At 58.7% G+C, this 25,262-nt stretch carries 22 protein-coding genes and 1 riboswitch; of the genes, 15 read left to right on the top strand and 7 right to left on the bottom strand.

From position 1 onward, the window contains the following. The first annotated feature begins 62 nt into the window (after window positions 1-62). Window positions 63-205: riboswitch (cyclic di-AMP (ydaO/yuaA leader) on the top strand. A 14-nt stretch (window positions 206-219) separates the two neighbouring features. The 7 genes from QP995_RS01925 (at window position 220) to QP995_RS01895 (ending at window position 7,438) form a co-directional block, all read left to right on the top strand. Further along, on the top strand, window positions 220-798 hold the full coding sequence (locus QP995_RS01925; protein WP_048731217.1) for a C40 family peptidase: 579 nt from the start codon (window positions 220-222) through the stop codon (window positions 796-798). Window positions 799-1,144: 346 nt separating this feature from the next. Continuing rightward, the gene (locus tag QP995_RS01920; RefSeq protein ID WP_350309311.1) at window positions 1,145-2,215 is read left to right on the top strand and encodes an NlpC/P60 family protein; all 1,071 of its coding nucleotides are present in this window, start codon (window positions 1,145-1,147) and stop codon (window positions 2,213-2,215) included. A gap of 53 nt (window positions 2,216-2,268) precedes the next feature. Continuing rightward, window positions 2,269-3,423: a glycosyltransferase family 4 protein gene (locus QP995_RS01915; RefSeq protein ID WP_049192937.1), complete on the top strand. Its 1,155-nt coding sequence runs from the start codon at window positions 2,269-2,271 to the stop codon at window positions 3,421-3,423. Between the two features lie 9 nt (window positions 3,424-3,432). After that, window positions 3,433-4,446 (top strand): ROK family glucokinase, encoded by a 1,014-nt coding sequence (locus QP995_RS01910; RefSeq protein WP_284852858.1) that lies wholly within the window; start codon window positions 3,433-3,435, stop codon window positions 4,444-4,446. A gap of 103 nt (window positions 4,447-4,549) precedes the next feature. Next, window positions 4,550-5,341: a lysophospholipid acyltransferase family protein gene (locus QP995_RS01905; protein ID WP_038625849.1), complete on the top strand. Its 792-nt coding sequence runs from the start codon at window positions 4,550-4,552 to the stop codon at window positions 5,339-5,341. 151 nt (window positions 5,342-5,492) lie between these two features. After that, window positions 5,493-5,984 (top strand): polyadenylate-specific 3'-exoribonuclease AS, encoded by a 492-nt coding sequence (locus QP995_RS01900; RefSeq protein ID WP_016423018.1) that lies wholly within the window; start codon window positions 5,493-5,495, stop codon window positions 5,982-5,984. Window positions 5,985-6,052: 68 nt separating this feature from the next. Further along, complete coding sequence (locus QP995_RS01895; protein WP_049182155.1) at window positions 6,053-7,438, top strand: class II 3-deoxy-7-phosphoheptulonate synthase; 1,386 nt, start codon at window positions 6,053-6,055, stop codon at window positions 7,436-7,438. A gap of 72 nt (window positions 7,439-7,510) precedes the next feature. Here the strand turns inward: QP995_RS01895 and QP995_RS01890 are convergent, their stop codons facing one another. Continuing rightward, window positions 7,511-9,883: a Stk1 family PASTA domain-containing Ser/Thr kinase gene (locus QP995_RS01890; RefSeq protein WP_049192939.1), complete on the bottom strand. Its 2,373-nt coding sequence runs from the start codon at window positions 9,881-9,883 to the stop codon at window positions 7,511-7,513. 79 nt (window positions 9,884-9,962) lie between these two features. Here QP995_RS01890 and QP995_RS01885 point away from each other — a divergent pair, with 79 nt between their 5' ends. Continuing rightward, entirely contained in the window at window positions 9,963-10,337 is a 375-nt protein-coding gene (locus QP995_RS01885) for an Rv2175c family DNA-binding protein (protein ID WP_005510311.1), read from the top strand. A 30-nt stretch (window positions 10,338-10,367) separates the two neighbouring features. Here the strand turns inward: QP995_RS01885 and QP995_RS01880 are convergent, their stop codons facing one another. The 4 genes from QP995_RS01880 to QP995_RS01865 form a co-directional block, all read right to left on the bottom strand. Continuing rightward, complete coding sequence (locus QP995_RS01880) at window positions 10,368-11,348, bottom strand: phytoene/squalene synthase family protein (protein ID WP_049192940.1); 981 nt, start codon at window positions 11,346-11,348, stop codon at window positions 10,368-10,370. A 6-nt stretch (window positions 11,349-11,354) separates the two neighbouring features. Continuing rightward, window positions 11,355-12,971, bottom strand: a complete 1,617-nt coding sequence (locus tag QP995_RS01875) for an alpha-(1->6)-mannopyranosyltransferase A (RefSeq protein WP_049192941.1) — start codon at window positions 12,969-12,971, stop codon at window positions 11,355-11,357. Between the two features lie 86 nt (window positions 12,972-13,057). Next, window positions 13,058-14,758 (bottom strand): phytoene desaturase family protein, encoded by a 1,701-nt coding sequence (gene crtI / locus QP995_RS01870; RefSeq protein WP_048731199.1) that lies wholly within the window; start codon window positions 14,756-14,758, stop codon window positions 13,058-13,060. Window positions 14,759-14,776: 18 nt separating this feature from the next. Further along, window positions 14,777-15,889: a polyprenyl synthetase family protein gene (locus tag QP995_RS01865; RefSeq protein ID WP_049170256.1), complete on the bottom strand. Its 1,113-nt coding sequence runs from the start codon at window positions 15,887-15,889 to the stop codon at window positions 14,777-14,779. A 66-nt stretch (window positions 15,890-15,955) separates the two neighbouring features. Here QP995_RS01865 and metF point away from each other — a divergent pair, with 66 nt between their 5' ends. After that, the gene (gene metF, locus QP995_RS01860; protein ID WP_016423012.1) at window positions 15,956-16,942 is read left to right on the top strand and encodes a methylenetetrahydrofolate reductase [NAD(P)H]; all 987 of its coding nucleotides are present in this window, start codon (window positions 15,956-15,958) and stop codon (window positions 16,940-16,942) included. 3 nt (window positions 16,943-16,945) lie between these two features. On the opposite strand, the gene QP995_RS01855 is transcribed toward metF, so the two are convergent. Continuing rightward, entirely contained in the window at window positions 16,946-17,620 is a 675-nt protein-coding gene (locus tag QP995_RS01855) for an LppM family (lipo)protein (RefSeq protein WP_284852857.1), read from the bottom strand. Then, complete coding sequence (locus tag QP995_RS01850; RefSeq protein WP_049170258.1) at window positions 17,601-18,191, bottom strand: GNAT family N-acetyltransferase; 591 nt, start codon at window positions 18,189-18,191, stop codon at window positions 17,601-17,603. Before QP995_RS01850 ends, QP995_RS01855 begins: the two co-directional genes overlap by 20 nt. 206 nt (window positions 18,192-18,397) lie before the next feature. Here QP995_RS01850 and QP995_RS01845 point away from each other — a divergent pair, with 206 nt between their 5' ends. The 6 genes from QP995_RS01845 to QP995_RS01820 all read left to right on the top strand — a co-directional run bounded on the left by QP995_RS01845 (window position 18,398) and on the right by QP995_RS01820 (window position 25,148). Continuing rightward, window positions 18,398-18,886 carry an SAV_6107 family HEPN domain-containing protein gene (locus QP995_RS01845; protein ID WP_049170259.1) on the top strand — a complete coding sequence of 163 codons (489 nt, stop codon included), beginning with the start codon at window positions 18,398-18,400 and terminating at the stop codon, window positions 18,884-18,886. Between the two features lie 230 nt (window positions 18,887-19,116). After that, on the top strand, window positions 19,117-19,560 hold the full coding sequence (locus tag QP995_RS01840; RefSeq protein WP_016423008.1) for a DUF3040 domain-containing protein: 444 nt from the start codon (window positions 19,117-19,119) through the stop codon (window positions 19,558-19,560). A gap of 708 nt (window positions 19,561-20,268) precedes the next feature. Next, window positions 20,269-20,700 (top strand): division/cell wall cluster transcriptional repressor MraZ, encoded by a 432-nt coding sequence (gene mraZ / locus QP995_RS01835; protein ID WP_005510286.1) that lies wholly within the window; start codon window positions 20,269-20,271, stop codon window positions 20,698-20,700. Window positions 20,701-20,960: 260 nt separating this feature from the next. Continuing rightward, a complete protein-coding gene (rsmH, locus tag QP995_RS01830; RefSeq protein ID WP_070767281.1) occupies window positions 20,961-22,001 on the top strand; it encodes a 16S rRNA (cytosine(1402)-N(4))-methyltransferase RsmH in 1,041 nt (346 codons plus the stop codon). Window positions 22,002-22,065: 64 nt separating this feature from the next. Continuing rightward, window positions 22,066-22,896: a cell division protein FtsL gene (ftsL, locus tag QP995_RS01825; protein WP_070866631.1), complete on the top strand. Its 831-nt coding sequence runs from the start codon at window positions 22,066-22,068 to the stop codon at window positions 22,894-22,896. A gap of 341 nt (window positions 22,897-23,237) precedes the next feature. Further along, window positions 23,238-25,148: a peptidoglycan D,D-transpeptidase FtsI family protein gene (locus tag QP995_RS01820; protein ID WP_048731186.1), complete on the top strand. Its 1,911-nt coding sequence runs from the start codon at window positions 23,238-23,240 to the stop codon at window positions 25,146-25,148. Window positions 25,149-25,262: the final 114 nt, after the last annotated feature.

The raw sequence follows: 25,262 nt of genomic DNA, 5'->3' as shown, positions 1-25,262 counted from the left end.
ACTGAGTTGGTGCCGGTCATTGATAAGAAAACACAGAGCCTTATCGAAGGTCCTGAGGGTCTAAGTAGTGAGAGCCTCAGGGGATTCGAGCCGGGGACCCACCTCGAACCATGGGGTGAATCCCAAAGGGAAATCCCGGAGGGTAGGAAGTCTTCCATTCTTCCGAACCCGTCAGCTAACCCGGTCGGCTAAACAGGAAGATTTTGGAGTTTCAAAACAATGGGCAAGCACCACCGCCGTTCTAACTTTGCACGCAACGCAGTCGCATTTGGCGCAACTGTCGCCGGCGTTACCGCTCTCGCAGTTCCGACCGCTAACGCTAACCCGCTGAACGACATCCAGGGCGCACTGAACGGCTTCGATACCCCGCAGGTTGCAGGTATGCAGGATGTTGTTGGCAAGTTCAACGACATCGCAGGTGAGGTTACCTCCGGCAGCGTTGCAAACGTTGCAGCACCGTCCACTGGTTCGGCTATCGTCTCCGCTGCACGTTCCAAGATCGGTTCCCCGTATGTGTGGGGCGCTACCGGTCCGAACTCTTTCGACTGCTCCGGTCTGACCTCCTGGGCATACCAGCAGGTCGGTAAGTCGATCCCGCGTACCTCCCAGGCGCAGGCTTCCCAGGGTACCGCGGTCTCCAGCCCGGCACTGGGTGACATCGTTTCCTTCTACTCTGGCGCTACCCACGTCGGCATCTTCTCCGGCAACGGCAACGTGATTCACGCTCCGCAGTCCGGCGATGTCGTCAAGGAAGCTCCGATGAACTACATGCCGGTTCACAACTTCGTCCGCTTCTAATCTGTTTGAACGGATGACAACCTGCGGGGCCTTGATGCCCCGCAGAGCCTTGGCTCTCTTTTTACCGAGGGGGCACTGAGGCGAGCGCCCGGGTGCTGACGCTATGCGCGTCGTAAAGCACTATAGGGGCACTCGCCTCATTTTTTGTTTTTCTACTGCGGTTACGCAATGCGTGGAGTCGAAGGGCTATCCTGGTTACTCCCTTTGGATACCCCTTTGTGCTGGCGGTTTGTCGGTGTGTTGTTCCGCGGCAAGGCTGCTACAATTTGCTCGAATGCGTCAAGTGGTTTGATGTTTTGTTTTTCGGGGAAGAAATTTGAATACACAACTTGAAAAGGGTTTGGATTTGTCGCGTCACCGTGCCTCTCGCCGTCGCCACAACTCTCGTCGCGGTGTAGTCGGGCTTACGGTCGTGACTGGGCTAACCTTTGGCTCCGTAGGTTTGGCGCCGATTGCCTCTGCGCAGGATGAACAGCCAGCCCCGGATCTGGCTACTGCAGACGGCATTATTGCAGAGCTGGAGAAGATTTCTCGGGATACCGAAGCGGTTTCTGAGGAAGTTACCGAGCTGGATTCTCAGGTTCAGGCCAAGGAAGAGGAACTCCGGCACGCCGAAGGGGAACTGAAGCACTCTGAGGATCAGGTTCTCCGAGCACAGGATAATCTCAAGGCGCTCTCTGGTGAGATTTCCTACTTCGCGAAGAAGCGGATGCGTGGTGAAATCGTCGACCCATTGTCTGCCGCCCTGGGATCTTCCAGTGCTCAGGACGCTATCGACCGTGCCGGCTACATCAACAAGATGTTCCGCGACAACGATGAAGTTGTCAGCCGTGCGGTGCAAGCCCGCAAGGATGCCGAGGATGGTAAGGCCAATGCGCTGCGTCTGCAGGACGATATCCGCAAGCAGCTCGATGACCTGGCCAAGCGCCGCGATGATTTGGACAAGCGCAGCGCCGAATTTGATGAGCGCGCCGAGCATGTCAAGTCCATGGTTGAATCGCTGAGCCCCGAACAGCGGGAAATTTGGATTTCCAAGAACAACCCAATTACCGAAGGGTTGGACAAACTGCTCGGATCTTCCGCCGCAGTTGATGCCGCTCTGTCGAAGCTGGGCTCCCCGTACTCGTGGGGAGCTGCTGGTCCCTCTGAGTTCGATTGCTCGGGTCTGATGTACTGGGCGTACCAGCAGATTGGTAAGTCCATCCCGCGGACCTCGCAGGCGCAGCTCGCCGGTGGTACTCCGGTGAGCCGCGACCAGCTGCAGCCGGGCGACATCATCGGTTACTACCCGGGAATCACGCACGTGGGCATGTACATCGGCAATGGTCAGATTGTCCATGCTTCCGACTACGGTATTCCAGTCCAGGTCGTTTCCATCGACCAGGGGGGCCCGTACCAAGGCGCTGTCCGCTTCTAACTAGCGGCAGGTGACCTCGCGTCCTTTTAGTCAAGGTAGATAAACTCGGCTCCATGTCTGCGCGCGTACTGCTCATTACGAATGACTTCCCGCCTCGCGATGGTGGAATCGAGTCCTACCTGCGTGATTTCTGTGCTCGTTTGGATCCGGAGAACCTCGTAGTCCTCGCGTCCTCGCGAGCTCCGAAGGAAAAGCTCCGCGCCTACGACGAGTCGCTACCGTACCGTGTTTACCGCATGCGTGATTCCGTGCTGCTGCCACTGCCGCACGTAGCTCGTCGCGCCGCTCAGATTATTCGCACCGAACGCATTGACACCGTATGGTTTGGTGCCGCCGCGCCACTTGGTTTGCTTGCCGACGCATGCCGTCGCGCAGGTGCCACCCGCATCGTTGCTACCACTCACGGACATGAAGTGGGCTGGTCGATGCTGCCTTTGGCCCGCCAGATGCTGAGGCGCATTGGTAAGAGCTCCGATGTTGTGACCTATATTTCCCGCTACACCCGTGGTCGATTTGCGGCAGCCTTTGGTCCGCAAACAGCATTTGAACGCCTGCCTTCCGGTGTCGATATCGAGCGATTTTCTCCGGACCCCGAGGCGGGACAGAAGATCCGGCAGCACCACGGAATCGGTGAGTCTCAGCCGCTTATCGTCTGTATTTCTCGGCTAGTGCGCCGAAAAGGCCAAGATATGCTGATTCGCAGCATGCCTAAGGTTCTTGAGCAGCACCCGGATGCCAGGTTGCTGATCGTGGGTGTTGGTCCGTTGAACCGAGAATTGAAAAAGCTGGCAGTAAAGCTCGGGGTCTCCGAGCAGGTCATTTTTGCCGGCAAGGTCTCTTATGATGACCTCCCCGCCTATTACAATGCGGCCAGCATTTTTGCCATGCCCGCCCGAACCCGCGGACGTGGCCTCGATGTAGAAGGCCTCGGCATTGTCTACTTGGAAGCACAGGCCTGCGGTGTCCCTGTCATAGCTGGCAAGTCTGGTGGCGCCCCGGAGACAGTTATCGATGGCGAAACTGGCATCGTTGTCGACGGGGCCTCGAAGCGCAGCGTCGCCACCGGGCTGGTTGAGATTTTGGATAATCCGGAGCGCGCGGCGGCGATGGGAGCCTGTGGTCGGGAGCATGTTGTGCAGTCGTGGACCTGGGAGGTCATGGCTGCTCGGGCTCGCCGAATTCTCCGAACCTGCGCAATCCCTTTATAATCAACTGTTATGTCCACCGATATTCCGATTCATCCGAGCTCAGACGAGTCCGACGCCGCTGATCGCCCGGCTATCGGTTTTGATATTGGTGGAACAAACCTGCGCGCTGCAGTGGTCAGCGCTGATGGGCAGGTGCTGTATCGAGTTCAGACTAGTTCTGACGGCAGTGTGGATGCCATTGAACGTGGCATTGTCCAGACATCCGAGCGCTTGGTTGAACGCTTTCCAGATGTCAGCGCCATCGGTTTAGCTGTAGCTGGTTTTTTGGATTCTGACCGCCAGACGGTTCGTTTTGCCCCGCATCTGCCGTGGCGCGATGCGAACGTCGTCAAGCGTTTATCCTTGCTTCTCCCATGTCCGCTGCAGCTTGAGCACGATGCCAACTCGGCCGCCTGGGGTGAGTATCGCTTTGGTGCGGCTCGCGGTGCGGATAATTGGGTGCTGTTTGCGCTGGGTACGGGAATCGGCGGCGCGATGATGCGGGGTGGTGAGATTTACCGTGGCGCGTACGGCACGGCGCCGGAATTCGGCCACCTCACCGTTGTGCCGGATGGTCGTCCTTGCTCCTGCGGAAAGCGTGGTTGCTTGGAGCGTTACTGCTCGGGTACGGCGTTGGTTACCACCGCTCAGGAACTCTCTGGATCCGGTCGCTACTTCTCGCGGCTTACCGACGGGCTCGTGGCCGGCTCGGTAACTGGTACCGATGTCGTCTCGGCTGCTCGCCAGGGGGATGAATTGGCTCTAGCTGCGATTGATGACTTTGCTACCTGGCTGGGGCGTGGCCTGTCGATGGTGGGCGATGTCTTTGATCCGGAATTGATTGTTATCGGTGGCGGTGTTGCCTCGGCGTCTGATCTATACCTGGACAAGGCCAAGGCCGAGTTTGCCCGCAATCTCACCGGTACTGGCTATCGTCCGGTAGCGGATGTGCGGGTCGCTGAACTAGGTGCGGATGCTGGGTTGATCGGTGCGGCGGATATTGCGCGCAGCGTTGTGGCTGCCGAGGGTGCGGCATCGTCGTAAAGCGTCAATTGGGGGGATTGCAGGGGAATTCGCCCGCGAAAAGGTGGGGGAATGGCTGCGGAGATGGATCGCCGGGCCACGTGAACCTGTATAGTTTTAAACTGTGAATAATCGCTGGTACAAGTTCTTTAAGTACATCCTCATTGGCCCTTGGCTGCGGATTTATAATCGCCCGTATTACATCGGTGGTGAGAAGATTCCTCAGGAAGGTCCAGCGCTGATGGCGTCGAACCACCTTGCTGTGATGGATCACTTTTTCTTCCCACTGGTCTGCCGCCGTCAGCTGACGTTCCTGGCGAAGGCAGAGTACTTCACCACGCCGGGCTTTGTCGGCGGTATTCAGAAGTTCTTCTTCTCCTCGGTGGGGCAGGTGCCGATTGACCGTACCTCTGGTGATGCAGCCCGCGATGCGCTGAATGCAGGCTTGAAGGTGCTGTCACGCGGTGATCTGCTGGGCATTTCTTTGGAGGGCACTCGTAGTCCGGATGGTCGACTGTACCGCGGGAAAACCGGTGCGGCACGTGTAGCACTGGAGGCCGGTGTGCCGGTGTTCCCAATGGCGATGATTGATACGGAGAAGGCCAACCCGATTGGCTCGTGGATTCCTCGTCCGGTGAAGGTGGGCACGATTATCGGCGATCCGATTGATCCGTCGGAGTACAAAGCCAAGTACAGCGATGAGTATGAAGCGGCCAGGGCACTGACGGATGACCTGATTAAGGAAATTCAGAAGCTTTCGGGTCAGGAATATGTCGATGCCTATGCGACTGATGTGAAGAAGTCCTTGGAGGCCGGCAACGGCTATCCAGCGGGAACCGAGCCGGGGGGAGAGCTGACTTTTCCGGCTCCGGGGCCGAAGCCGACCCCTCGTCGCTGGTTCCGACGCGCTCGCTAGAATAATAAGGCGCAGATAGTTTTCGCGACAGTGGGGCTGCACACTTCCTAAGGCGATTCGGTGCATGGGGAAGATTTGCTCGGTAGGGCTCCGCGGTCTTTTGGTCGCGAGGTAGCCGACGCGAGGCCGAGGCTGGAGAGGATTCCACACCGTGCGTTATTTTTATGACACCGAGTTTATTGAAGACGGCAAGACTATTGATCTTGTCTCCATCGGTGTCGTAGCTGAGGACGGCCGCGAGTACTACGCGGTGTCTACCGAGTTCAACGAGAGCAAGGCTGGGCCGTGGGTGCGGGCCAATGTGCTCAATCAGCTGCCCAATCCCTCATCTCCGCTGTGGAAGAACCGGGACACGATCCGCGAGGAACTGCTGGCATTTTTCACCGAACCCGGTACGGGCAGTCCAGAGCTGTGGGCCTGGGTAGGCGCCTACGACCATATTGCGTTGGTGCAGCTTTGGGGCGATATGACCAAGCTGCCGCAGTTCATGCCGCGCTATACCCGTGAACTCAAGCAGTACTGGGAGATGGCGGGCAAGCCACGGTTACCAAAACAGACTGCAGGTAAGCACGATGCGCTGGCAGATGCCCAGCACAATCTGCTGAAGTTTCAAAAGATTGCCCAGAAGTTGCCGCTTGATTAAGCAGCGGAATGCGAATATTTGGTGACCTGACTAACACCCTTCTGGCAGGGGCACTACAATGAACTTCTGTGAGTTGGACTATTGATCTCCCTGTAGATGACCTGCCCGATCTGCCACCGCTTCCCGGCGACATGGCTGAGCGCTTTGCTGATGTCGTATCCCGCCAAGCCCTACAGCAGCCAAGCTGGGATGCCCGCGCCGCTGCTAACGTGCGTCGCATTCTCGAATCGGTGCCGCCAATTGTGGTCGCGCCTGAGGTTCGTAAGCTTCGTCAGGAGCTTGCCGACGTCGCTAATGGTAAGGCCTTCCTGCTGCAGGGCGGTGATTGTGCGGAGACCTTTGAGTCCAATACTGAGCCGCACATTCGCGCCAATGTGAAGACCTTGCTGCAGATGGCCGTTGTGCTGACCTACGGCGCATCCACCCCGGTTGTAAAGATGGCTCGTATCGCTGGTCAGTACGCTAAGCCGCGCTCGAAGGACATCGACGGCGACGGCTTGCTTAGCTACCGCGGCGACATGGTCAACGGCGTTGAGCCGACTGAAGAAGCTCGAGTTCACGACCCAGCTCGAATGGTGCGTGCTTACGCCAATGCGTCTGCGGCGATGAACCTGGTACGTGCACTGACAGGTTCGGGCACCGCTGACCTGCATCGTCTGCACGAGTGGAACCGTGAGTTCGTCAGCAACTCGCCGGCTGGTGCCCGCTACGAGGACCTGGCACGCGAGATTGATCACGCACTGCGGTTCATGGCTGCCTGTGGTGTTGCGGACTCGAACCTGCAGACCGCGCAAATTTACTGCTCGCATGAGGCACTGGTTGTTGACTACGAGCGCGCTATGCTGCGCCTGTCTGAAAACGATGGCAATCAGGAGCTGTTCAACCTCTCCGCGCATCAGCTGTGGATTGGTGAGCGCACCCGTGGTATTGAGGACTTCCACATCAACCTGGCTGCCATGATTGGCAACCCCGTCGGTGTGAAGATTGGCCCGACCACCACGCCGGAGGAGGCTGTCGCTTACGCCGACAAGCTCGACCCGTTCTTCCAGCCTGGTCGCCTGACCCTGACTTCGCGTCTGGGCAATGACAAGGTTCGCTCCGTGCTGCCTCCCATCGTTGAGGCTGTGGAAGCTTCTGGTCATAAGGTCATTTGGCAGTGCGATCCGATGCACGGCAACACTTACTCGGCCTCCAATGGTTACAAGACCCGCCACTTCGACCGCATTGTCGACGAAGTTCAGGGCTTCTTCGAGGTGCACCGCTCGATCGGCTCGCACCCGGGTGGTATCCACGTGGAGCTGACCGGCGAAGATGTCACTGAGTGCCTCGGTGGCGCGCAGGACATTTCCGATGTCGATCTGCCAGGCCGTTACGCATCCGCCTGCGACCCGCGTTTGAACACTCAGCAGTCGCTGGAGCTGGCCTTCCTGGTTGCCGAGATGCTGCGCAACTAGTTGCAACCAGCTCAGCTAGGTACAACTAGCCCAGCTAGTGCAGCACCGCACTCAGTAGAGCGCCGCACTTTTTTACAGAGTGCTGACCGAAATGCTGTCACCCGCCGTGGCCTTAGCGCCCGGTCGGGGTGACTGCAATACGATGCGATCGTCATCGTTCGCAGAGCCGTCGATGTCGAGCTGAAGATGCTGTTTCTCCGCTTCACGACGTGCCTGCGCAACAGTTTTACCCAGCAGCTGCGGAACCTTCACTGCTCTGGACACGGTCAGCGTGACAGTCGCATCATTGGGGTTAACCAGACGACCTGCACTCGGTGAGACTGCGTCGACACGGCCGTAGTCGCGCGAGGAGGAGGACGCGTCCTTTACTTCGCTTACCTCAATGCCCTCGCGCTGCAGTATTTGGCGAGCAGTATCTTCCGACTTGCCCACTACATTGGGCACTTCGATGCCGTTGTTAATGGTCAACGTCACAGAACTACCGCGTTCGAGGCCAGTGCCTTCCTCAGGAGACACGGAAAGAACCTCTTCCGGCTCAGCAGAGGAGGAGAACTCCGCCGATACCTCCCGGACTTCCAGTCCGGCCTTACTCAACAGCTCACGAGCTTCATCCTCTTGAAGGCCCACGATTTTTGGCACCTTCACCGGTGCTGGCCCCTTGGAGTAATGCACAGTCACAACCGAGCCAACTTCGACGGTCTGTCCTGGAGCAGGAACCGCAAAGACCAAGCCGCCGGTGGAGACATCATCGGAAAAGACGGGGTCTCCGACCTCTTCTTTCAACGTCCGCTTAGCTAGGGCAGCGCTGAATACTTCCTTTGAGTGGTTCGCGGGATATGCGGGCACTGTCGGGCGGCCGAGGCTGACCAGCACGCGAACATCATCACCGCGGACAACCCGCGCTCCAGCCAGGGGGTCCGAGCCAATAATCTGGGACACTGCGACATCGTTGTCGTAGCGCTCATCAACCACCGGTTCAAAGCCCGCCTCACTGATTGCGGTCATCGCCTGTGGTTGCGACAGCCCAGTGATAGAGGGCACTTCGCCGTAACGGCCAGAGCCCAGCCACCATGCGCCAAGCCCCATGCCCAACGTGGCAACCAGGGCGATAATCAGCCACAATGCACATCCACGGCGCGTCCGCTGTCGGGTAGCTCGACGGCTCTTAGGCGTCTGAGTCTGAGCAGATCGCGGCTGCGGATGCTGTGGGTGCTGTGGGCCCTGAGTGTCCGGCGGCAGCGGATATTCCGGAGCGCCTGGAACGTCGGCTGGTACGAGAGCTCCACCAGACGGCTCCGGGGATTCCCAGCCAGTGGGGTTGTACTCGTCATAGCGATCGAAAGTGCGTGTCCGCCCCGCATCCGGGTCGTCGAAATCATCGAAAACGTTTGGTGGTCCCGGTGGTCGGGAAGAAACGGGGCTACCGGGTGCGTCCGTCGAGAAGCCATAGCCGTCGTGACCGAAGCGCTCGGGTGCCGTCTCTGCGGTGCCGTGTCTGTCATCGAAATGGTCGTTGCCCGGTCGGTGGAAGTCCTCTGTGAGCCCCTCCATGGCGGCAGCGTTGGCGGCTGCTGAATTGACGGGCGATGGCACGCGGAATGGTGGCAGCGCGAGTTTGTCCGCAATGTCTTCGAGTGCGTCACCGAATTCCTCGGCCGTCTCAAACCGATCCTCCGGCCTGCGGGAACAAGCGCGGGCGACCAACTCGTCGAACTCCTCGGGAACGCCGTCGATGAGCTCCGAGGGTGGCGGGACATCTTCGTTCAATCGCTTCATGGCAACGCCGAGCGAAGAATCGGCGATGAATGGCGTGGTGCCGGTAAGCAGCTCAAAGAGCAAAATACCCGCCGCATACACATCGGAGGCAGGGGAGATGGATTCACCCGTGACCTGCTCCGGAGCCAGATAAGCGACGGTGCCGACGATGACCGAGTTAGAGGTCACCTTGGCATCAGCGGCCGCGCGCACTAGACCGAAGTCCGCCAGCTTCACTCGCCCGTCCGAGGCAATCAGCACATTTTCCGGCTTGATATCTCGGTGCACCATGCCGCGGGAATGCGCCACCGATAGGGCGCGCAAAACCGAGCGCATTACGACGGCAGCTGCATGTGGAGGCATCGGACCGCGCTGACGGAGCAGCTCGCGGAGGGTCCCACCGTCGACGAATTCCATAATGAGGAAAACATGCCCCGCCGGGTCCGTGCCCTGGTCGTAGACGTTGACGAGCGACTCGTCATTGAGGTGCGCGACCGCGCGGGCCTCACGTTCGAAGCGGATGCGGAAAGACTCGTCGTCGACAAAACGCGGATCCATGACCTTTGCGGCCACCCTGCGATCGAGCCGCAAATCGGTGGCGCAGTACACGGTGCTCATGCCACCGTGTGCGATGGTGGCTCCGATACGGTAGCGACCATCGAGAATCTGCCCCTCGACAAGCTGCGACATAAACCAGCCTTCCCTGTTCCAATCAGTTGCTTCTAATAAGTATATGGGGACGTACCTACTGCAAGGCCAACGCGCTAAAGTGACCAGTGTGAGAAAGATTCCAACTTGCCACGATGTCCTGAGCGCCGACGAACCCACTCTTGCGCTGCCTGATGCCGCTGACCTCATTGGCGTCACCGTCACCCGAATTCACGCGTTGCTGCAGGAGGGGCGCCTTATTGCAGTCCACCGCGACGGCATTGCACAAATTCCCGCCCGCTTCTTTGAAGATGACGAGGTCGCGCGTTTTGTACCTGGCGCACTCGCATTGCTTGCCGACGGCGGCTACACGCGAGAAGAAACGCTGGAGTGGCTATTCACCGAAGATGAATCTCTGCCTGGACGTCCGGTGGACGCCCTACACGGTCACCTTGCACGCGAAGTAATGCGCCGCGCACAGGCTATGGCGTTGTAAAGACCCGGACGGCGTCCTACGCCCGCCGTCCTACGCCCGCGATAGCTCCTGTCGTAATCGCCCGGCCACTGCTGTGAAAAGCAGCGGGAGGGCGATTTTTGCTTTTCGAGCGCGTCCCACTTGAGCGCGTTGCGCAAAGACGTTGTAGTTCATGCGCTCAATTTCGCCGAGAATGTCTGAGTAGAGAATCTCCGCGGCACGGATAGCCTGACGCCCTGGCACCTCTAACATGTCCACGCCGCTGCTGGCTTCGGCATAGAGGGCGCGGTTGCGAGCGATGAAGAAGGCCAATGCCTGACGTACCGCCGGGGTCGTCTGTCCCGTGGCGGCACAGTAGCCGATCTCCTCGGTACCCACTCCGAAGGCCTCCCACTCATTCAGTGGTAGGTAAATACGGCCACGGCGAAAATCCTCGGCGATGTCGCGGAGGAAATTCGTCACCTGAAAGGCTTTTCCCAGGAGCTCTGCGTAGGGAGTGGCTTCCTCACGGGAGACCCCTGTGCGGGTGCCTAGGATGGGCATCATCTCAAGGCCGATGACTGCTGCGGAGCCCCACATATACGAGTCGAGTTGCTCCCATGTTTCAAAATGCGCAATGTGGCACGATGTGTCGGGCACGTCCATCAACATGGAGTGAACAAAGTCCGCAGAGAGCTGTGGATCGATGTCGTAGTCGCGAAAAGTCTGTGCGGCCGCCGAGATGACGGCACGGTCGCGGTCGCGGTGGACGTCGTCAAGCGAACCGATGACGACAGCTGAGTGGAAAAGCTCGCTTAAACGTATGACCGTGGCTTCGATGTGCGTGGGGGAGCGGTCGGCGTCGGCGGGGCAGTCGACGTAGTCATCGACGATGCGTGCCCAGGCGTAGAGAGACCACACCGCACGCTGTTGGCAGGGTGCCAACAGTCGCGTGGCCAGGGAATACGTGCGACCGTGGGAGGCCATAATATCGCGGCAGAGCTCGTAGGACTGTGGCAGCGCGATGGTCGAGAGAGGCTGTGGGGCGGGCATGGACAACTATGCGACCTCGGTTGACCGCGACAGGGGCGCCACTGTGGAATCCGTGTCTGCGGCGGTTTTTTCGTCGCGCCACGAGTACTTCCAGCTGAATTTTCCAGTGGTCAGCCAGCCGACGGCCAGCCAGCCGAGAACGGTGATGATAACCATCCAGGGCACGTCGTAGAAGCGGTGATTGCCGCCGCCGGCGAAGGACAGCGACAGGATGAATGTGAACAACACGGTGCCTTGAACCACCCACCGTGGCGGGCGAATCGTTCCCATGGGAGTCAATAAGCTGGCGTAGTACCAGGGAAGTGCCACGGCATTAAATACGCAGGCCACCACGTAGGCGGCAATCATGCCAGCGACATTGTTACGAGGGGTGGCTCGGAAGTAGAACCAGGAGATCACGAGTCCCACCAGCATGATGATAGAGGAGACCACGCGTGTGTGGCTGACGATGACATTGAAACCGATGTCGTCGTTGAACCACGCCATGACGCCCGAGATCACACCAGCGACCGCTGACGGTGCTGCCAGGGGGTTAATCACCTTGGTATTGCCACTGATCTCGGAAATCCAGCCCCAGCTCGAGCCGGTCAGCCACGTCACCACTGCAAGCGTGCCGACGCAAACTGCGACCAACACGATGCCCACACCGGCAATCGCCGGAATCTTGCGCAGCATCTCTTGAACCGTGGCGATGGGCTCGCGCCTGGTCAACACAATCCACACGACGAAGGGCAGCGCCAGGACAGCGGTGGCTTTCAGCGCGACGCCAATTCCGATGAGGACAGCAGCGACCAGGCCACCCCGCATGCGCTCCATGTGCAGTGCGGCGACTAGTGCCAGGCTGACCAATCCGACCATCAGTGCCTCGTTGTGCATACCCGCAATCAGATGCAGTAGCACCAGTGGATTGAGCACACCGAGCCACTGTGCGAAAGCCGGATTTGCTCCAAGCTCCCGGGCGATTCGCGGGATCGACCAGACAATGGCGGCGAAGCCCAGCAGACACACAATGCGGTAGAGAATCACGCCGACGGTGATGTTGTCGCCGACAATCCGCGTGATGACCTCGCCAATTCCCAGATGCAGCGGGCCATACGGGGTGGTGGTATTCCGCCAATCTGCGGATACCTCCAGCAGCATCGGCCCTGGATTGGCTGCAGCTCCCTCAGTGTAGGGATCAAACCCATCGCGGACCATCGCGCCCTGCATGAGATACGAATAGACATCGCGAGAGAACAGCGGTGCGGCCAGCGCGAGGGGAATTGCCCAGGCCATCAGGATTGAATTGAACCGACGCAACGTGGACTCATCGCCGCCAGCGTTCGCTGGAACCGCAGCGTCTGCTGCGTCGCCATCATGGGCAGAACCGGCCACAATGTCCCGGATGGTCCCCTTCGAGAACAGCAGTTCCCGCCCGATGCGCAGCCACGAGATAAGCAGCAGGGCGATACCTACCCAAATCACAATCTCACAGAAAATCTGACCGTGACCGTAGGTGATCCAGTCGAGTCCCAGAGCGTGGACAAGGCCGCCACGGTAGCGATTCGCACCGGAACCGTAGGAGCCCAGAGCAATGAGGATGCCACCGTAGACACCCAGCTGAGCACTCCGCGATAAATTCATGTCAACCTAAACAATCGATACATTGCTGATGCATTAATCCTAGTTGGTCAGTGACCACCGGCAGACATCCGGGAGACATTCATGAGCTAAGGCGTTTCAAACCGCTGTGCCGCAAGTCGTCCCGAAATCATGACCGTCGGCACGCCAACCCCCGGCACCGTCGTCGATCCCGCCAGCGTCAGATTCTTTGGCATCTTCGGAGAGAAGTTGCGGGGACGGAACGGCCCCGTCTGTCGGAACAGATGCGCCAGCCCAAACGGCGAGCCAACGCCCATGTCGCGTTCTTGCCACTGCTGAGGGGTATCGATCCGACCGACTCGCCACTTCGTAGAAATCCCGGTCAGTCCGCGCCGCTCCAGCTCAGCGGTTATTTTCGCAACGTAGTCCCCACCGATTCGTGACCAGATCAGATTGGCCGACTGCAAGTTGGGGCACGGCGCGAGCACACTGACGGGCTCCCACTGCACGCCGTTCGCATCTGTGACAATACGCTCCGGCGCGCTCACCGCAGGCCGGGTGACCAGCAATGATGGGTCCGACATTAGCTTTCCATGACGCGGTGACGAGATCTCCTCAAAGGTTTCGTTCCACTTTTCGCCAAACGAAATCAGGTGATGCCGCTTCGGCCACGTCGCAGTCTCCGAAACCGGAATCAGCCCGTGCGCCACCACCGCCGATGGAGAAAATCGAACTGGGAACAACCGTCGCGCTCCCGTCCGCTTTACGACGCTCCGAAGGCCTCGCCGCTTCGATGAGCTACCGGCGGCAGAGGTAGCCGCGTCGTGAAGCCAGCTCTGCACCACAGGTAAATCGGTCGTAGCGATGACGGCATCGGTGGGACGCTCGCCAGTTGCCGTGGTGATGGCGGAGACAAAGCCTGCTTCGTCAACTTTCAGCCCAGTGACATCAACGCCGAAGTCGATGGTTCCGCCAGCTCGACGGACGGCCTCGGCGAGCAACTCGCTGACGGCGCCTATACCCGAACCAAATGCGGGGGAGTGCGGATAGTAAACCCCCATCGAGGTATCCATGTGGGAAATGCAGCCGTAGACCGCACGGGCCTTAGCGGGAGGCACACCTGCGTAAAGCGCCTGGAAGCTGAAAACGCGAGCGAGATCATTATCTCCGAGGAAGGCACGAATCTTAGGTTCGAGGGCGCCGAAGGCACCGAGTCGGAGGAGCGTAGTGAGGTCGCGAAGCGCGCCGGGCCCGGTGAATAGGTCCGTAACGCGGTCAAAGCTGCGGGACATGAAGTTGTCGAAGCAGGCATTGAAGAGAGTTTGCAGCCACGTGCGAAGTTTGCGGTAACCGGCGACGGTGGAGTCAGAGGCACCGAAGCGCGCGAGTTCATCGGCCATCATGTCTTCGTTGGAAAACACGTCGAGTCCGCCGCGGGTGGCAAATTCCGCACGGTAGGTGGGCGTGATTGGGGAGGCCGAAAAACCCGGGTCGATATCGCGCGCGTAGAGGCCGACGGCGGCGAGGGCATCGTCGACAAGCGAGGGCATGGTCCATACAGTTGCGCCAGTGTCGAAGACTGCGGTGAGCGATTGCTCGTCGATATCGACTGTGATGGGTTCACTGGCGCAGCGTCCGCCGACGAAACTTCCCCGCTCGACAACGGTGACATCGTAGCCATCGGCGATGGCGTAGAGCGCGGCGGTAAGTCCGGACAGGCCTGCGCCGATGATGGTCAGTCGTGGTTTGGAGCCCTTATGAGGACGAGTGACCGCACGTCGCAGACGCGGGGAATTAATGGGGGCACGAGTGGGGGAAGCAGCGGGCATGACTACGCAACACCTGGTCTAATGCTGACGAGCGGTGGCGCGAACGCCCATAGCAATGAGGTTCTCGCGCGACGTTGCAGGCAGGTCGGCATTCTCGATAGTGGAGAAAGCGCGGCTGGTCAGGCGGTCAATTTCACGTTCGACGGCATCGGCAGCGCCGGAATCAGCGATGAGATTTCGTAGCTCATCAATATCTGCAGCAGACGAGACCGCTCCCAGGCGTTCATCGATAAAGCGGGCCTTTTCAGGTGCGGAATCGAGGTAGAGGCTTAAAGCCTGGCCGACCAGTACGGTTCGCTTGCCCTCGCGGAGGTCATCGCCGGCAGGCTTGCCCGTGACTTCGGGATCGCCGAAAACACCCAGCTGATCGTCGCGGAGCTGGAATGCCACACCGATATCGCGGCCGAAGCTGCGGTAGGCCTCAACCAATTCCGCTGGGGCGCCGGCAATCGCAGCACCAATGTGGAGCGGCCGCTCGATGGTGTAGGCGGCGGTCTTGAACAGATTGATTTTCTCAGCGGTCTCGACGCGACTGTCCCGGCTGGCTTCGGCCGTGATATCGAGCAGTTGGCCGCCAAGTACTTCAGTGCGCATCGCCCGCCAGGGGACAAGTGCGCGGGTTAGCGCCTCCGAGCTGAGGCCTGAAGAGTGCATCATGTCATCAGCCCAGGTCAGGGCGACATCGCCAATGAGAATCGCGGCGGAAATACCGAAGCGGTCGGCGGCTCCATTCCAGCTATTGGCCTCGTGCTTGGCCTCGAATACCTTGTGGATAGTCGGTGCGCCACGGCGCGTATCAGCGTCATCGATGATGTCGTCATGAATGAGTGCGCAGGCTTGAATGAGTTCCAAGGCACTCACCGCGTTCATCACAGCCAGGGAATCCTCGGCTGGGGAGAAACGGCCTTCGAGGCCGCCTGCCCCCAACCACCCCTGCCAGGCGAAGGCTGGACGCACGCGCTTGCCCCCATTGAGGACGAAGGAGTGGAGCGAATCTATGGCCTCGGTGTACACCGCATCGACCGACGCGACATCGTCGCCACGGCTTTTGAGGTAATTCTCCAGCGTTTTGGTAACAGTAGCTGGTACTTCGCGGGGCTGTAGCGCGGCCAAATCCAGTTCTTCGCTCATGTGAGCCTCTCGTCGATGACGGGTAATGCTGACTCAAGAATAGGACACCGCTTAGTATGAGTGACTATGTCCTCAACAATGCCACTGTCGCCAGGCCGCCAAGTGACAATCCGCCAGGCGCTTTCAATGCCGAGCGCGGGCAGTATTCCCTTCTCGGTCGAGTTCATGCCCCCGCGTGACGACGCGGCCGAGGAACGTCTTCTCCGAGCAGCTGAGGCTTTCCATGATCTTGGTGCCTCCTTTGCATCCGTGACCTACGGCGCCGGTGGTTCTAGCCGCGACCGCACCCTGCGAATCGCCCAGCGCGTTTCGAGGCAGCCGCTTACAACGCTTGTGCACCTGACATTGGTAGAGCACACTGTCGACGAGCTGCGGGAAATCCTGCGCTCTTATCTCAGCGCGGGGCTGACGAATCTGCTCGTTCTGCGTGGTGACCCGCCGGGAGACCCGCTTGGCCCTTGGGTGGAGACCGAGGGCGGTCTGCACTACGCCAGCGAACTGATTGAGCTAATTAAGGCCGAGCCGGAGTTCGAGAAATTTGAAATCGGCATTGCGTCGTTCCCGGAGGGACATTACCGCTCGCCGGATTTGGACCATGACACGCAGTACACGCTGGCCAAGCTGCGCGCGGGAGCCGAATACTCGATTACGCAGATGTTCTTCGATATTGAGCACTACTTGCGCCTTCGAGACCGCCTGGTGGAAGCCGACCCAGTGCACGGTGCCAAGCCCATCATTCCGGGGCTGATGCCGATTACATCGCTGCGCTCAGTGCGCAGGCAGGTTGAGCTCTCCGGGGCACAGTTGCCATCCGATTTGGAGGAACGCCTGATTAAGGCAGCAGATGGTGACGAGCAGGCCAATAAAGATGAGATTCGCAAGATTGGTATCGAGTTTTCGACCAACATGGCAGAGCGGCTCATCGCCGAAGGCGTGCCGGGGCTGCACTTTATGACTATGAACTTCGCTCGCGCCTCCCAGGAAGTTTTGCACAACCTCGGCATGGCGCCCGAATGGGGCACCGGCCAGGATATGCTGCGCGGCGGTTTTTAATTGCTAAAAGTCCTGCATGTCGCGAACTCTTCGCGCCCACAGGACACCTAGCACTGAGGCTAGGACACCGGCGGCTGTGGTCACACCGGCAAATAATAGGAATTGATTCCGCTTGGTGGATCCAGCCGGCGACGAAGCCCATACATTATGGTTCTCGCCACTGGCGAGCTGCCATTCCACCTTGTTCGGTTCGGTCTGGCGGCCATTGGAGTCAGTAACCTGCTCCGGGAACGCGACGACGAAATCAACCTTCGCGCCGGGCAGGTGAGTCAAATCCATGTGGCCGTTCATCGAAATCTTGCCGCCACCGGTACGGTCTAGGTCGATGTCTACGCGATCGTCGGAAAGCTGTCGGAGCGTATCGGTGAGTGCAATGAAGTGCAGCTCGTTGAACGAGACTTCCATCTTTCCTGTGGAGGAGTCGATTACTCCCTGCGAGACGCGGTCGGAGAGATCTTCCGGTACTTGCCACTGCTCAAATTGGGAACGGACTTCCTCCGTGGGTGTTACGTGAATTGTGCCCGAGACTCTGTCGTCGCCGGAAATGGTAATGCCAGCCTGTGCGTCAAAGCAGCCGCTGAGCGGCAAGATGGCGGCAATTCCGGCCATTGCTGTGGCAATGCGCAGAGGCGAAAGTCGTTGACGTGGTGTGGAAGGTTCACTCGGTGATGATGTCACGGGGAAGATCTACTCCTAGAACTGCGAAGGGACGAGAGTCCCCTGTGAAATAAAAGTTCCTTAAAACATCTTTGAAACCAAATTGGCGGTAGAGCTGCCATGCCCTATTGGCCTCATTCGGGTATTCCGGGGTTGACAACAGAACTCGCGTCTCCGGGCGGGAATCGACCAACTCGTGGAGCAACCGTTTACCGAGTCCCCGCCCCTGAAAGCTGGGGTGAATGTGAATCTCAGACAGTTCGGCGTAGTTGCCCAAGAGCTTGACGACGTCCGGTAGCGAGCGCCCGTCCATGAGCAGTCCATCTCTTACCTGGCGATACCACCAGTGCGTGTCCAATCCTGTACGGCAGTAGCCGATGCCGACCAACCTGCAGCGCGGGTCGCGGAGAGCGTGGGCAGGGGAGAGCTCTTCGGGGTGAGCTATGGCTGCAGCAGCCATGAAGCCGGGTTGAGTGGTTTGCTTCTGCCATTCGTGGAGACGACCGGGCAAGATCGCGGGGTTGTACTGCATCGCGGTGATGTAGAGAGCCACTGCTTCTTGCAGGCGGAGATTGAAGTCTCCTGCTGTCATCGGAACCACGCTGTATTTCACAGTGACCAGATTAGCGACTTAGACGAACTTAGTTGTGAGATTACTGCAATAACATCGAGTCGAACAGTTGTGCGAAAGTATGCCTGGCGTAGTCCGGGGTTGGGGATAGATTGCAGTCAATCCCGCTAAGGGGAAGCGGAAAATCCGTGCTCATGTGAATGCTGTGTGAAAGGAGAAGCAGGGTGGTGGCAAGGTCGAACGTGGTGGAGTTTAGGGCGATTTCGCAGTCGGGTTTGGTCGCCCCGGTCGGTGTCTCAAGGCAATCGCTGGAGCTGCTGGGGCGGGCAGAGGCTCTGCTAGCGAATGCTTGGAATGCCAGCTCTGATGAGATGTTGGAGCTTTCCTACTGTGCGGCGCTGCGTTGCGCAGGCGCGCTGTTGAATCGCGACGATGTGTCGGTGGCTGGGGGTTCTGGCTCGGGCGCTCGTTCGGGCTCGGTAGTTAAGCGTCGTCGTTCGGCAACACAGAGTGCCTGGTTGCGTTTAAAGAAAGAGCAGCCCGAATTTGATAGCTGGGTCACCAAGTTTGAGCAGTTCACCGCGCTGCGTGAGGAAGTCCGGTTGGGTATTTCGCGTCGCATTGACTCTCGGCGGGCGCAGGAGTTGTGGGATTTAAGTTGTGCATTCTTGGGGGCTGTCCGGGCTGAGCTGGGTGTTCTGTCCGCGGCTGCGTAAGCCGGTGGGGGCGTGTTAGAGCGTTGCTTTCCTAAATAAATGGGGGATTGTTCGGATTCATGGAACAATAGAGGTGAGTCGCCCGTTGAAGGGGTAAGAATGAAGCTAACGGACGCCGCGTTAGCAGCACGTGGCCTGTTATTAGCTTTGTTGTATCGGCATTGTTAGTTGAGGGGTCAAGGCTCGCCAGTATCGCGGTGGGCAATGCTCAAGTAGGCGATGGAGGAATTGTGGGACTATCTGAGCACGAACAGCGGATGCTCGACGAAATCGAGTCTGCACTCTACGCTGAGGATCCTAAATTTAGTTCGACGATGGCCGGAAATGCGTTCAGCTTTCCGGAGGAAAACAGCGCACCTCGTGGGTTTTCCATCCAGGTTTTTGCGCTCATGCTCCTCGGTCTGCTGATGTTGATTGGCGGCGTCGCTCTTTTCTCTGTGAGCAATTGGTTCATTGTGTTATCGGTTGCCGGCTTTGGCCTTATGTTCGGTTCCGGCGTTTGGGCTCTGACCGGCGCCGGTAAGCAGGAGAAGGCTAGTTCTGCTTCGGGGCTGAGCTTTGGAAAGTCTAAGTCCGGGGCGGCAAAGAGTCGTCGAGGGACCTCGGGTAGCCGTGGCTCCTCTGGTGATTCCACGTTGGAATCGCGTTTCCGTGGCCGCTTCGAGGGGCGTTAGGGGATAAGCCTCAAGAATTAACAAGTGAGGGCAAGCCAGCGATGGCTTGCCCTCACTTTTTTGTTTTTCTAGACGTGAATCGTCTCCACAAGATCTCACCCACTTTGCCCCACCCCGAGTCCCCACTTTCCTCCACTTAGCTATTGGGGTGAGGGAATTCTTATCTTCGGTCGTTGCTGGTATTTCCGAATGTTTGGCTCTGGCGACACAAAATTGCAGGTCAACGCGCTAATTCTGGCGATCAGGTTCAATCTGGATAGTTTCTAGCAGGTAGGTGGTGGGTAGTGGGGCGTAAACTGCTTTCTGTTAACAATGTGGTTGGTGTGGCGTCGTTGTCGGCGTGGTCGCGGGTGGGTGCCCCACTTTTTATTCGCACTTTAATTGTCGAGAGGATTCTTTAAAGTCCCAGGTCAATTGGGTTAAAATGGATGTCCTGGCGGTGGGGTTGCGCTGATGCTGTGACTATTTTTCTCCTTCTTGTGTTGATAGTGGCAGATAGTGGGGTAAAGTGGGGCGTGATGTTGATTGAGGTTGGTCAACATTGCAGAAGTGAATATCCGATTTGCGCTTAAAGTTTGGCGAGATTTTGGCACAGCGGGAAAGCACAGCCCTCTGGCTCTGCTTGAAGGCAACGCCTAAATCCCTGAATTCGGTAAGCGTTTGTGCGTTGACATTGAGGTTGACACGGGGATAGGAGGCCAGTGACGCATGTTTCTGGGCACCTATACGCCGAAGCTTGATGACAAAGGGCGCCTGACGTTGCCGGCGAAGTTCCGTGAGGATCTCGCAGGTGGCCTGATGGTCACTAAAGGGCAGGATCATTCTCTGGCGGTGTATCCGAAAGAGGAGTTCGTCAAATTAGCTCAGCGGGCTACTAAGGCCTCTCGTACGAATGCCAAGGCGCGAGCTTTCATCCGAAATCTTGCGGCGAGCACAGATGAGCAGCGTCCTGATGGCTCGGGGCGAATCACGTTATCGATGGATCACCGTCGGTACGCGAATCTCTCCAAGGAGTGCGTGGTTATCGGCTCTATTGACTTTCTGGAGATCTGGGACAAAGAGTCCTGGGAGGCCTACCAGGCGGAGCATGAAGCTGATTTCTCCGAAGGTGAGGATGACTCGCTGTTCGGCGTTTTATAAACCGCTTGGAATAACCGAAAAGAGGGAATGTCCGCATGGACTCTGCCTGATAGCCCCTGGTGTACTTCCCCGATACCAGGTTCTGTCAGGCGGGGCCCTGTGAACATCCCCGCTTTTTGTTTTAAGCACCGATAGCAGCATTCCCAGTAGTGCTCATGAGGTGCGGTCTGGTTGCTGGCGCGGCACTCGTCGTTAAGCAAACCGGGAATACACTCGATAGATTCTCTGACCAGTGCGAACATACCCGGTGAGGAGGGGAAATGAACGGATCGGCACCTGCGGATGATCGCAAGTCCGGCGAGTTTGGTCATGTCCCCGTTTTGCTTCACCGAGTAACTGATTTATTGCGCCCGGGCATCGAGGCACTGGGTGACGACGCAGTAGTTGTCGACGGCACTCTTGGTGCCGGTGGACACACGGAATACCTGTTGGAGCAGTTCCCGAAGCTCTGCGTTGTTGGACTCGATCGCGATGACAATGCATTGCGAGGGGCAGAAGAACGTCTCGCGCGCTTCGGTGATCGCTTTGTAGGGTTCCGTGTGCGTTTCGATTCGCTCGCCGAGGTGCTCAGTGGTGAAATTTCTGCAGCCGCTGGTGGAAGTGGCGCGGAGGACATTCTCGCCCGCGCCGCTGAGAAGGGCATTGCAGGTGCGCTTTTCGACCTCGGTGTTTCCTCGATGCAGCTTGACCAGGTCAATCGTGGATTCGCCTACCGAGTCGACGCCCCGCTGGACATGCGCATGGATGCAAGCCAGGGGATTACCGCAGCGGATGTGCTCAATACCTATTCGCACGGTGATATCGCGCGCATCCTATCGACTTACGGCGACGAGCGCTTCGCCGGCAAGATCGCCTCGGCAGTCCTGCGTGAGCGGGAGAAGGAACCGTTTACGACTTCCGGTCGTCTGGTTGAGCTGCTCTACGAAACCATTCCGGCGGCATCTCGTCGTAAGGGCGGACACCCGGCCAAGCGTACGTTCCAGGCTCTTCGTATCGAGGTAAATCGTGAGCTTGAAGCTCTGGAAAATGTGCTGCCGCAGGTCTGCGATGCACTCGCAGTCGATGGGCGTGCAGTGTTCATGAGCTACCAGAGTCTGGAAGACCGCATCGTCAAGAAGGACTTTGCGGAGCGCGTGAAGTCGACAACCCCACCGGGGCTCCCGATGGAGCTTCCGGGGCATGAACCGCACTTTGCTCTCATCACGAGAGGTGCGGAGAAGGCGTCGGCAAGCGAGATCGAAGACAACCCCCGAGCCGCACCGGTGAGAGTTCGCTGTATCGAGCGAATTCGAGCCGATTGACCCAAACCTTTCAACCGCACCAAACGCACCCTTAACGATCTAAGTACTGGGAGAACTTTCGAGCATGGCAACGACAATCACGGAGCACGCCCCCACCCGGCGCACCTCCCGCGGCGCATCTGCAACCGTCGCCGGTGCCAAGACGAAGACTCGTCAGCGCGGTCGCAGCGCCCGCACGAAACAGGATCTTTATCAGCGCCGGCGGTTTGGGCGCACAGGTTCTCAGCAGGTCATCTCGGTGCGTGGGCGTCGCGTTACGACGTCCTCGAGGGATAACCACAAGTTTGCCGGTGCGGCCGTGATGATCATTCTCGTCGTTGCCGGAATCGTGGCGGCGATGTGGCTGTCGGGTATTTCGACCTCGACATCCTTGCAGCTGGATGCTGCGCAGACCAAGGAAAAGGAGCTGCGTAACCAGCTTGAAGTGCTCGAGCGGGATGTTGCTTACATGAAGTCAACCGGTGCTATCGCGCAGCGTGCTGTGGAAGAGGGCATGGTCAATCCGGAGCAGCCTGCCGTTTTGACGACTGATCCGGAAGGCAAGGTCGTGGAAGTGCGACCGGGCGATGAGAAGCAGCAGAAGATTGTCGACCTCAACAGTGAGTCGCCGAATAATCCGCATGCGCCGTCGTCGAACCCGAAGGACACCGAGAATGTTCCGGGGATGCAGGCACCGGCTATTGAGGAAGCGCATCCACGTCCGAACGGGTTGCCGGCTACTGCTCCGTATGCGCCGCAGAACCACGCACCAGCACCAGCACCAGCACCTGCGCCGGCTCCGGCACCCGCGCCTGAGGCTGAAGCGCCAGCGCCAGCTCCGGAAGCGCCCGAAGCGCCAGCCGCGGCGCCGGAAGCACCGGAAGCTCCGGCACCCGAGCCAGCTCCAGCACCGTAGGAACTTAGAAAACAAACTGGGCCAAACTGGCCAACTGTCCGATATTCTGGCGGTTCCACTGTTTCTGGTCAGTCGACTGTAGACTAATTAATTCAGTACTCGCGATGGCAGGGAATACCGCCTAACGTTATCGCGCGCGGGAGAATCGACTTAGTAGAAAGCACTAGCGCATGATTCGATCTGAAGACGACTACCCCAACCGTGGAGGGGGGTATGACTTCGGCGAACGTGCTTACCGAATTACATCCCGTGAGCGCAGAGGCCAAAGTCGCGTTCGGGATGGTCAGCGCAGCCGGGGGCTCGATGCTAAAACCAACCGAAGCGTGCCCCCGCGCGAAAAAATGCGCATTAGTAATAAGGACTTCATCCGACGTCGCAACTGGCTGCAGTTTATAGGCGCTATCGCAGTTGTAGTGCTGGTCTCCCGTTTGGCTTGGGTGCAGCTCGTCGCAGGTCCTGACCTGTCGGCGGCGGCGCAGAATCAGCGCACGGTGGAAGTTGTTGATGCAGCTCGGCGCGGTGCGATTCTCGATCGTAACGGAGCTCAGCTTGCCTTCACTATGGAGGCACGCAGTATTACCGTTCACCCGAACACTTTGCGCAAGTGGATTGGGGACGCCCATAAGCAGCGCCCGGATGATGTCGCTACCTACGATGAACGCCTCGAGCAGATCGCCAAGGATTTGCCGAAGCTACTCGACGTGGCCGACATCGACGCGGAGAAGTCGGGAAGCAGTCGCCGTCGTCAAGCGGAACCCGAAACCGAGGAGAACTCGGTGATGAGCGCGCCGTCCCGGGTGAGCTCGAAGGACATTCTGGAGAAGCTGCGCAATGAGGACAGCACCTATGAGGTGCTCGTGCGTAATGTCGACCCGGACAAGGCCGCTGCCATCGTGGAAAAGTATCCGGAACTGGTGGCGGAGCGTCAGGATATTCGCCAGTACCCGAATGGGGCGACGGCGGCTAACGTCATCGGCAAGATTGGCATGGATGGCGTCGGCCAGTTCGGCTTTGAAGCCTCTCGTGATGCCACTTTGCAGGGTATTAACGGTGGCAAGACCATTGATATCGCCTCTAACGGTGTGGCAATCCCGGGATCCACGCGCGATGTCCACGCAGCTGTGGACGGTACGACTTACGAGCTGACCCTGGACCTCGACATGCAGTACTTTGTCCAGCAGCAGGTCAACCAGGCGAAGGCCAACTCGGGAGCGAAGGATGCGTCGGCAGTCGTGCTCGACGCGAAGACCGGCGAAGTGCTTGCAATGGCGCAGGCGGACACGGCTAACCCGAATAAGGATATGGGGGCCGAGCTCGAAGAGGGGCGCACTATCGGAAACTCCGCTGTATCGAACCCATTTGAGCCGGGCTCTGTAGCAAAGATCATTACCGCCGCGGCCGCTATCGAAGATGGCAAGACCACACCGGATGAGGTTCTGCAGGTCCCGGGCACGATTGATATGGCGGGTGTCACCGTGCGCGATGCATGGGAGCACGGCACGGAAGCTTTCACGACGACCGGTGTATTCGGCAAGTCCTCCAATGTCGGCACCCTAATGCTGGCAGAGCGTTTGGGTCAGGACCGCTTCGCTGAGATGCTGCATCTCTTCGGGCTGGGGCAGTCCACGGGTATCGAGTTGCCCAGTGAATCGTCCGGCTTTGTGCCACAGCGTCCGCAGTGGTCCGGCGGTACATTTGCGAACCTGCCCATTGGTCAGGGTATGGCCATGACACTGCTGCAGATGACAGGAGTTTTCCAGGCAATCGCCAACGATGGCGAGCGCATCCCGCCGCGTATGATTCGTTCGACAATTTCCCCGGACGGCACGAAGACGGCAACAGAGCGCCCGGAAACAGTGCGTGTGGTTAGCCCGGAGACCGCCCAAACTGTGCGCGCTATGTTTGAAGGCGTTATGCAGTCTGATCCCACGGGGCAGCAGTCGGGTACCGCGGCCGGCAATAGTATTGAGGGATACTCGCTCACAGGCAAGACAGGTACGGCGCAGAAGTTTGACCCCGACACCGGCGCGTACTCGAATTCCAAGTACCACATCACGTTTGCAGGCATCGCGCCTGCCGACGATCCCCGTTTTGTCATTGGCATTATGCTTGACGAACCCCAGCGTGGTGTCCATGGTGACGGCGGTCAGTCAGCAGCCCCACTGTTTAAGGACATCGCCGCTTGGGCGCTTAACCGCTACAACGTACCGCCGTCGCCACCCCGCGAGGGCAAGTTGTTGCTGCAGCCGTAACGAGGTCACCACCACAATGAAGTTACCGCGACAGCACTAATACACAGACTTTTATTACTTTGGTTTCTGCAAAGTGAATCTCTTGAATTTTTCCAACCTGTTGTACACCAACGA

Source organism: Corynebacterium sp. MSK032 (assembly GCF_030232065.1).
Taxonomy (GTDB): domain Bacteria; phylum Actinomycetota; class Actinomycetes; order Mycobacteriales; family Mycobacteriaceae; genus Corynebacterium; species Corynebacterium jeikeium_D.
Note: the sequence above shows the minus strand (reverse complement) of the source record. Positions and strands in the feature narration are given on the sequence as shown.

Excerpts from the sequence above, each read along its gene's own strand:
- QP995_RS01925 (WP_048731217.1), top strand. The coding sequence starts at position 220 with ATGGGCAAGCACCACCGCCGTTCTAACTTTGCACGCAACGCAGTCGCA.
- QP995_RS01915 (WP_049192937.1), top strand. The coding sequence starts at position 2,269 with ATGTCTGCGCGCGTACTGCTCATTACGAATGACTTCCCGCCTCGCGAT.
- QP995_RS01910 (WP_284852858.1), top strand. The coding sequence starts at position 3,433 with ATGTCCACCGATATTCCGATTCATCCGAGCTCAGACGAGTCCGACGCC.
- QP995_RS01890 (WP_049192939.1), bottom strand. The coding sequence starts at position 9,883 with ATGTCGCAGCTTGTCGAGGGGCAGATTCTCGATGGTCGCTACCGTATC.
- QP995_RS01880 (WP_049192940.1), bottom strand. The coding sequence starts at position 11,348 with ATGCCCGCCCCACAGCCTCTCTCGACCATCGCGCTGCCACAGTCCTAC.
- QP995_RS01875 (WP_049192941.1), bottom strand. The coding sequence starts at position 12,971 with ATGAATTTATCGCGGAGTGCTCAGCTGGGTGTCTACGGTGGCATCCTC.
- crtI (WP_048731199.1), bottom strand. The coding sequence starts at position 14,758 with ATGCCCGCTGCTTCCCCCACTCGTGCCCCCATTAATTCCCCGCGTCTG.
- QP995_RS01865 (WP_049170256.1), bottom strand. The coding sequence starts at position 15,889 with ATGAGCGAAGAACTGGATTTGGCCGCGCTACAGCCCCGCGAAGTACCA.
- metF (WP_016423012.1), top strand. The coding sequence starts at position 15,956 with ATGTCCTCAACAATGCCACTGTCGCCAGGCCGCCAAGTGACAATCCGC.
- QP995_RS01850 (WP_049170258.1), bottom strand. The coding sequence starts at position 18,191 with ATGACAGCAGGAGACTTCAATCTCCGCCTGCAAGAAGCAGTGGCTCTC.
- mraZ (WP_005510286.1), top strand. The coding sequence starts at position 20,269 with ATGTTTCTGGGCACCTATACGCCGAAGCTTGATGACAAAGGGCGCCTG.
- rsmH (WP_070767281.1), top strand. The coding sequence starts at position 20,961 with ATGAACGGATCGGCACCTGCGGATGATCGCAAGTCCGGCGAGTTTGGT.
- ftsL (WP_070866631.1), top strand. The coding sequence starts at position 22,066 with ATGGCAACGACAATCACGGAGCACGCCCCCACCCGGCGCACCTCCCGC.
- QP995_RS01820 (WP_048731186.1), top strand. The coding sequence starts at position 23,238 with ATGCGCATTAGTAATAAGGACTTCATCCGACGTCGCAACTGGCTGCAG.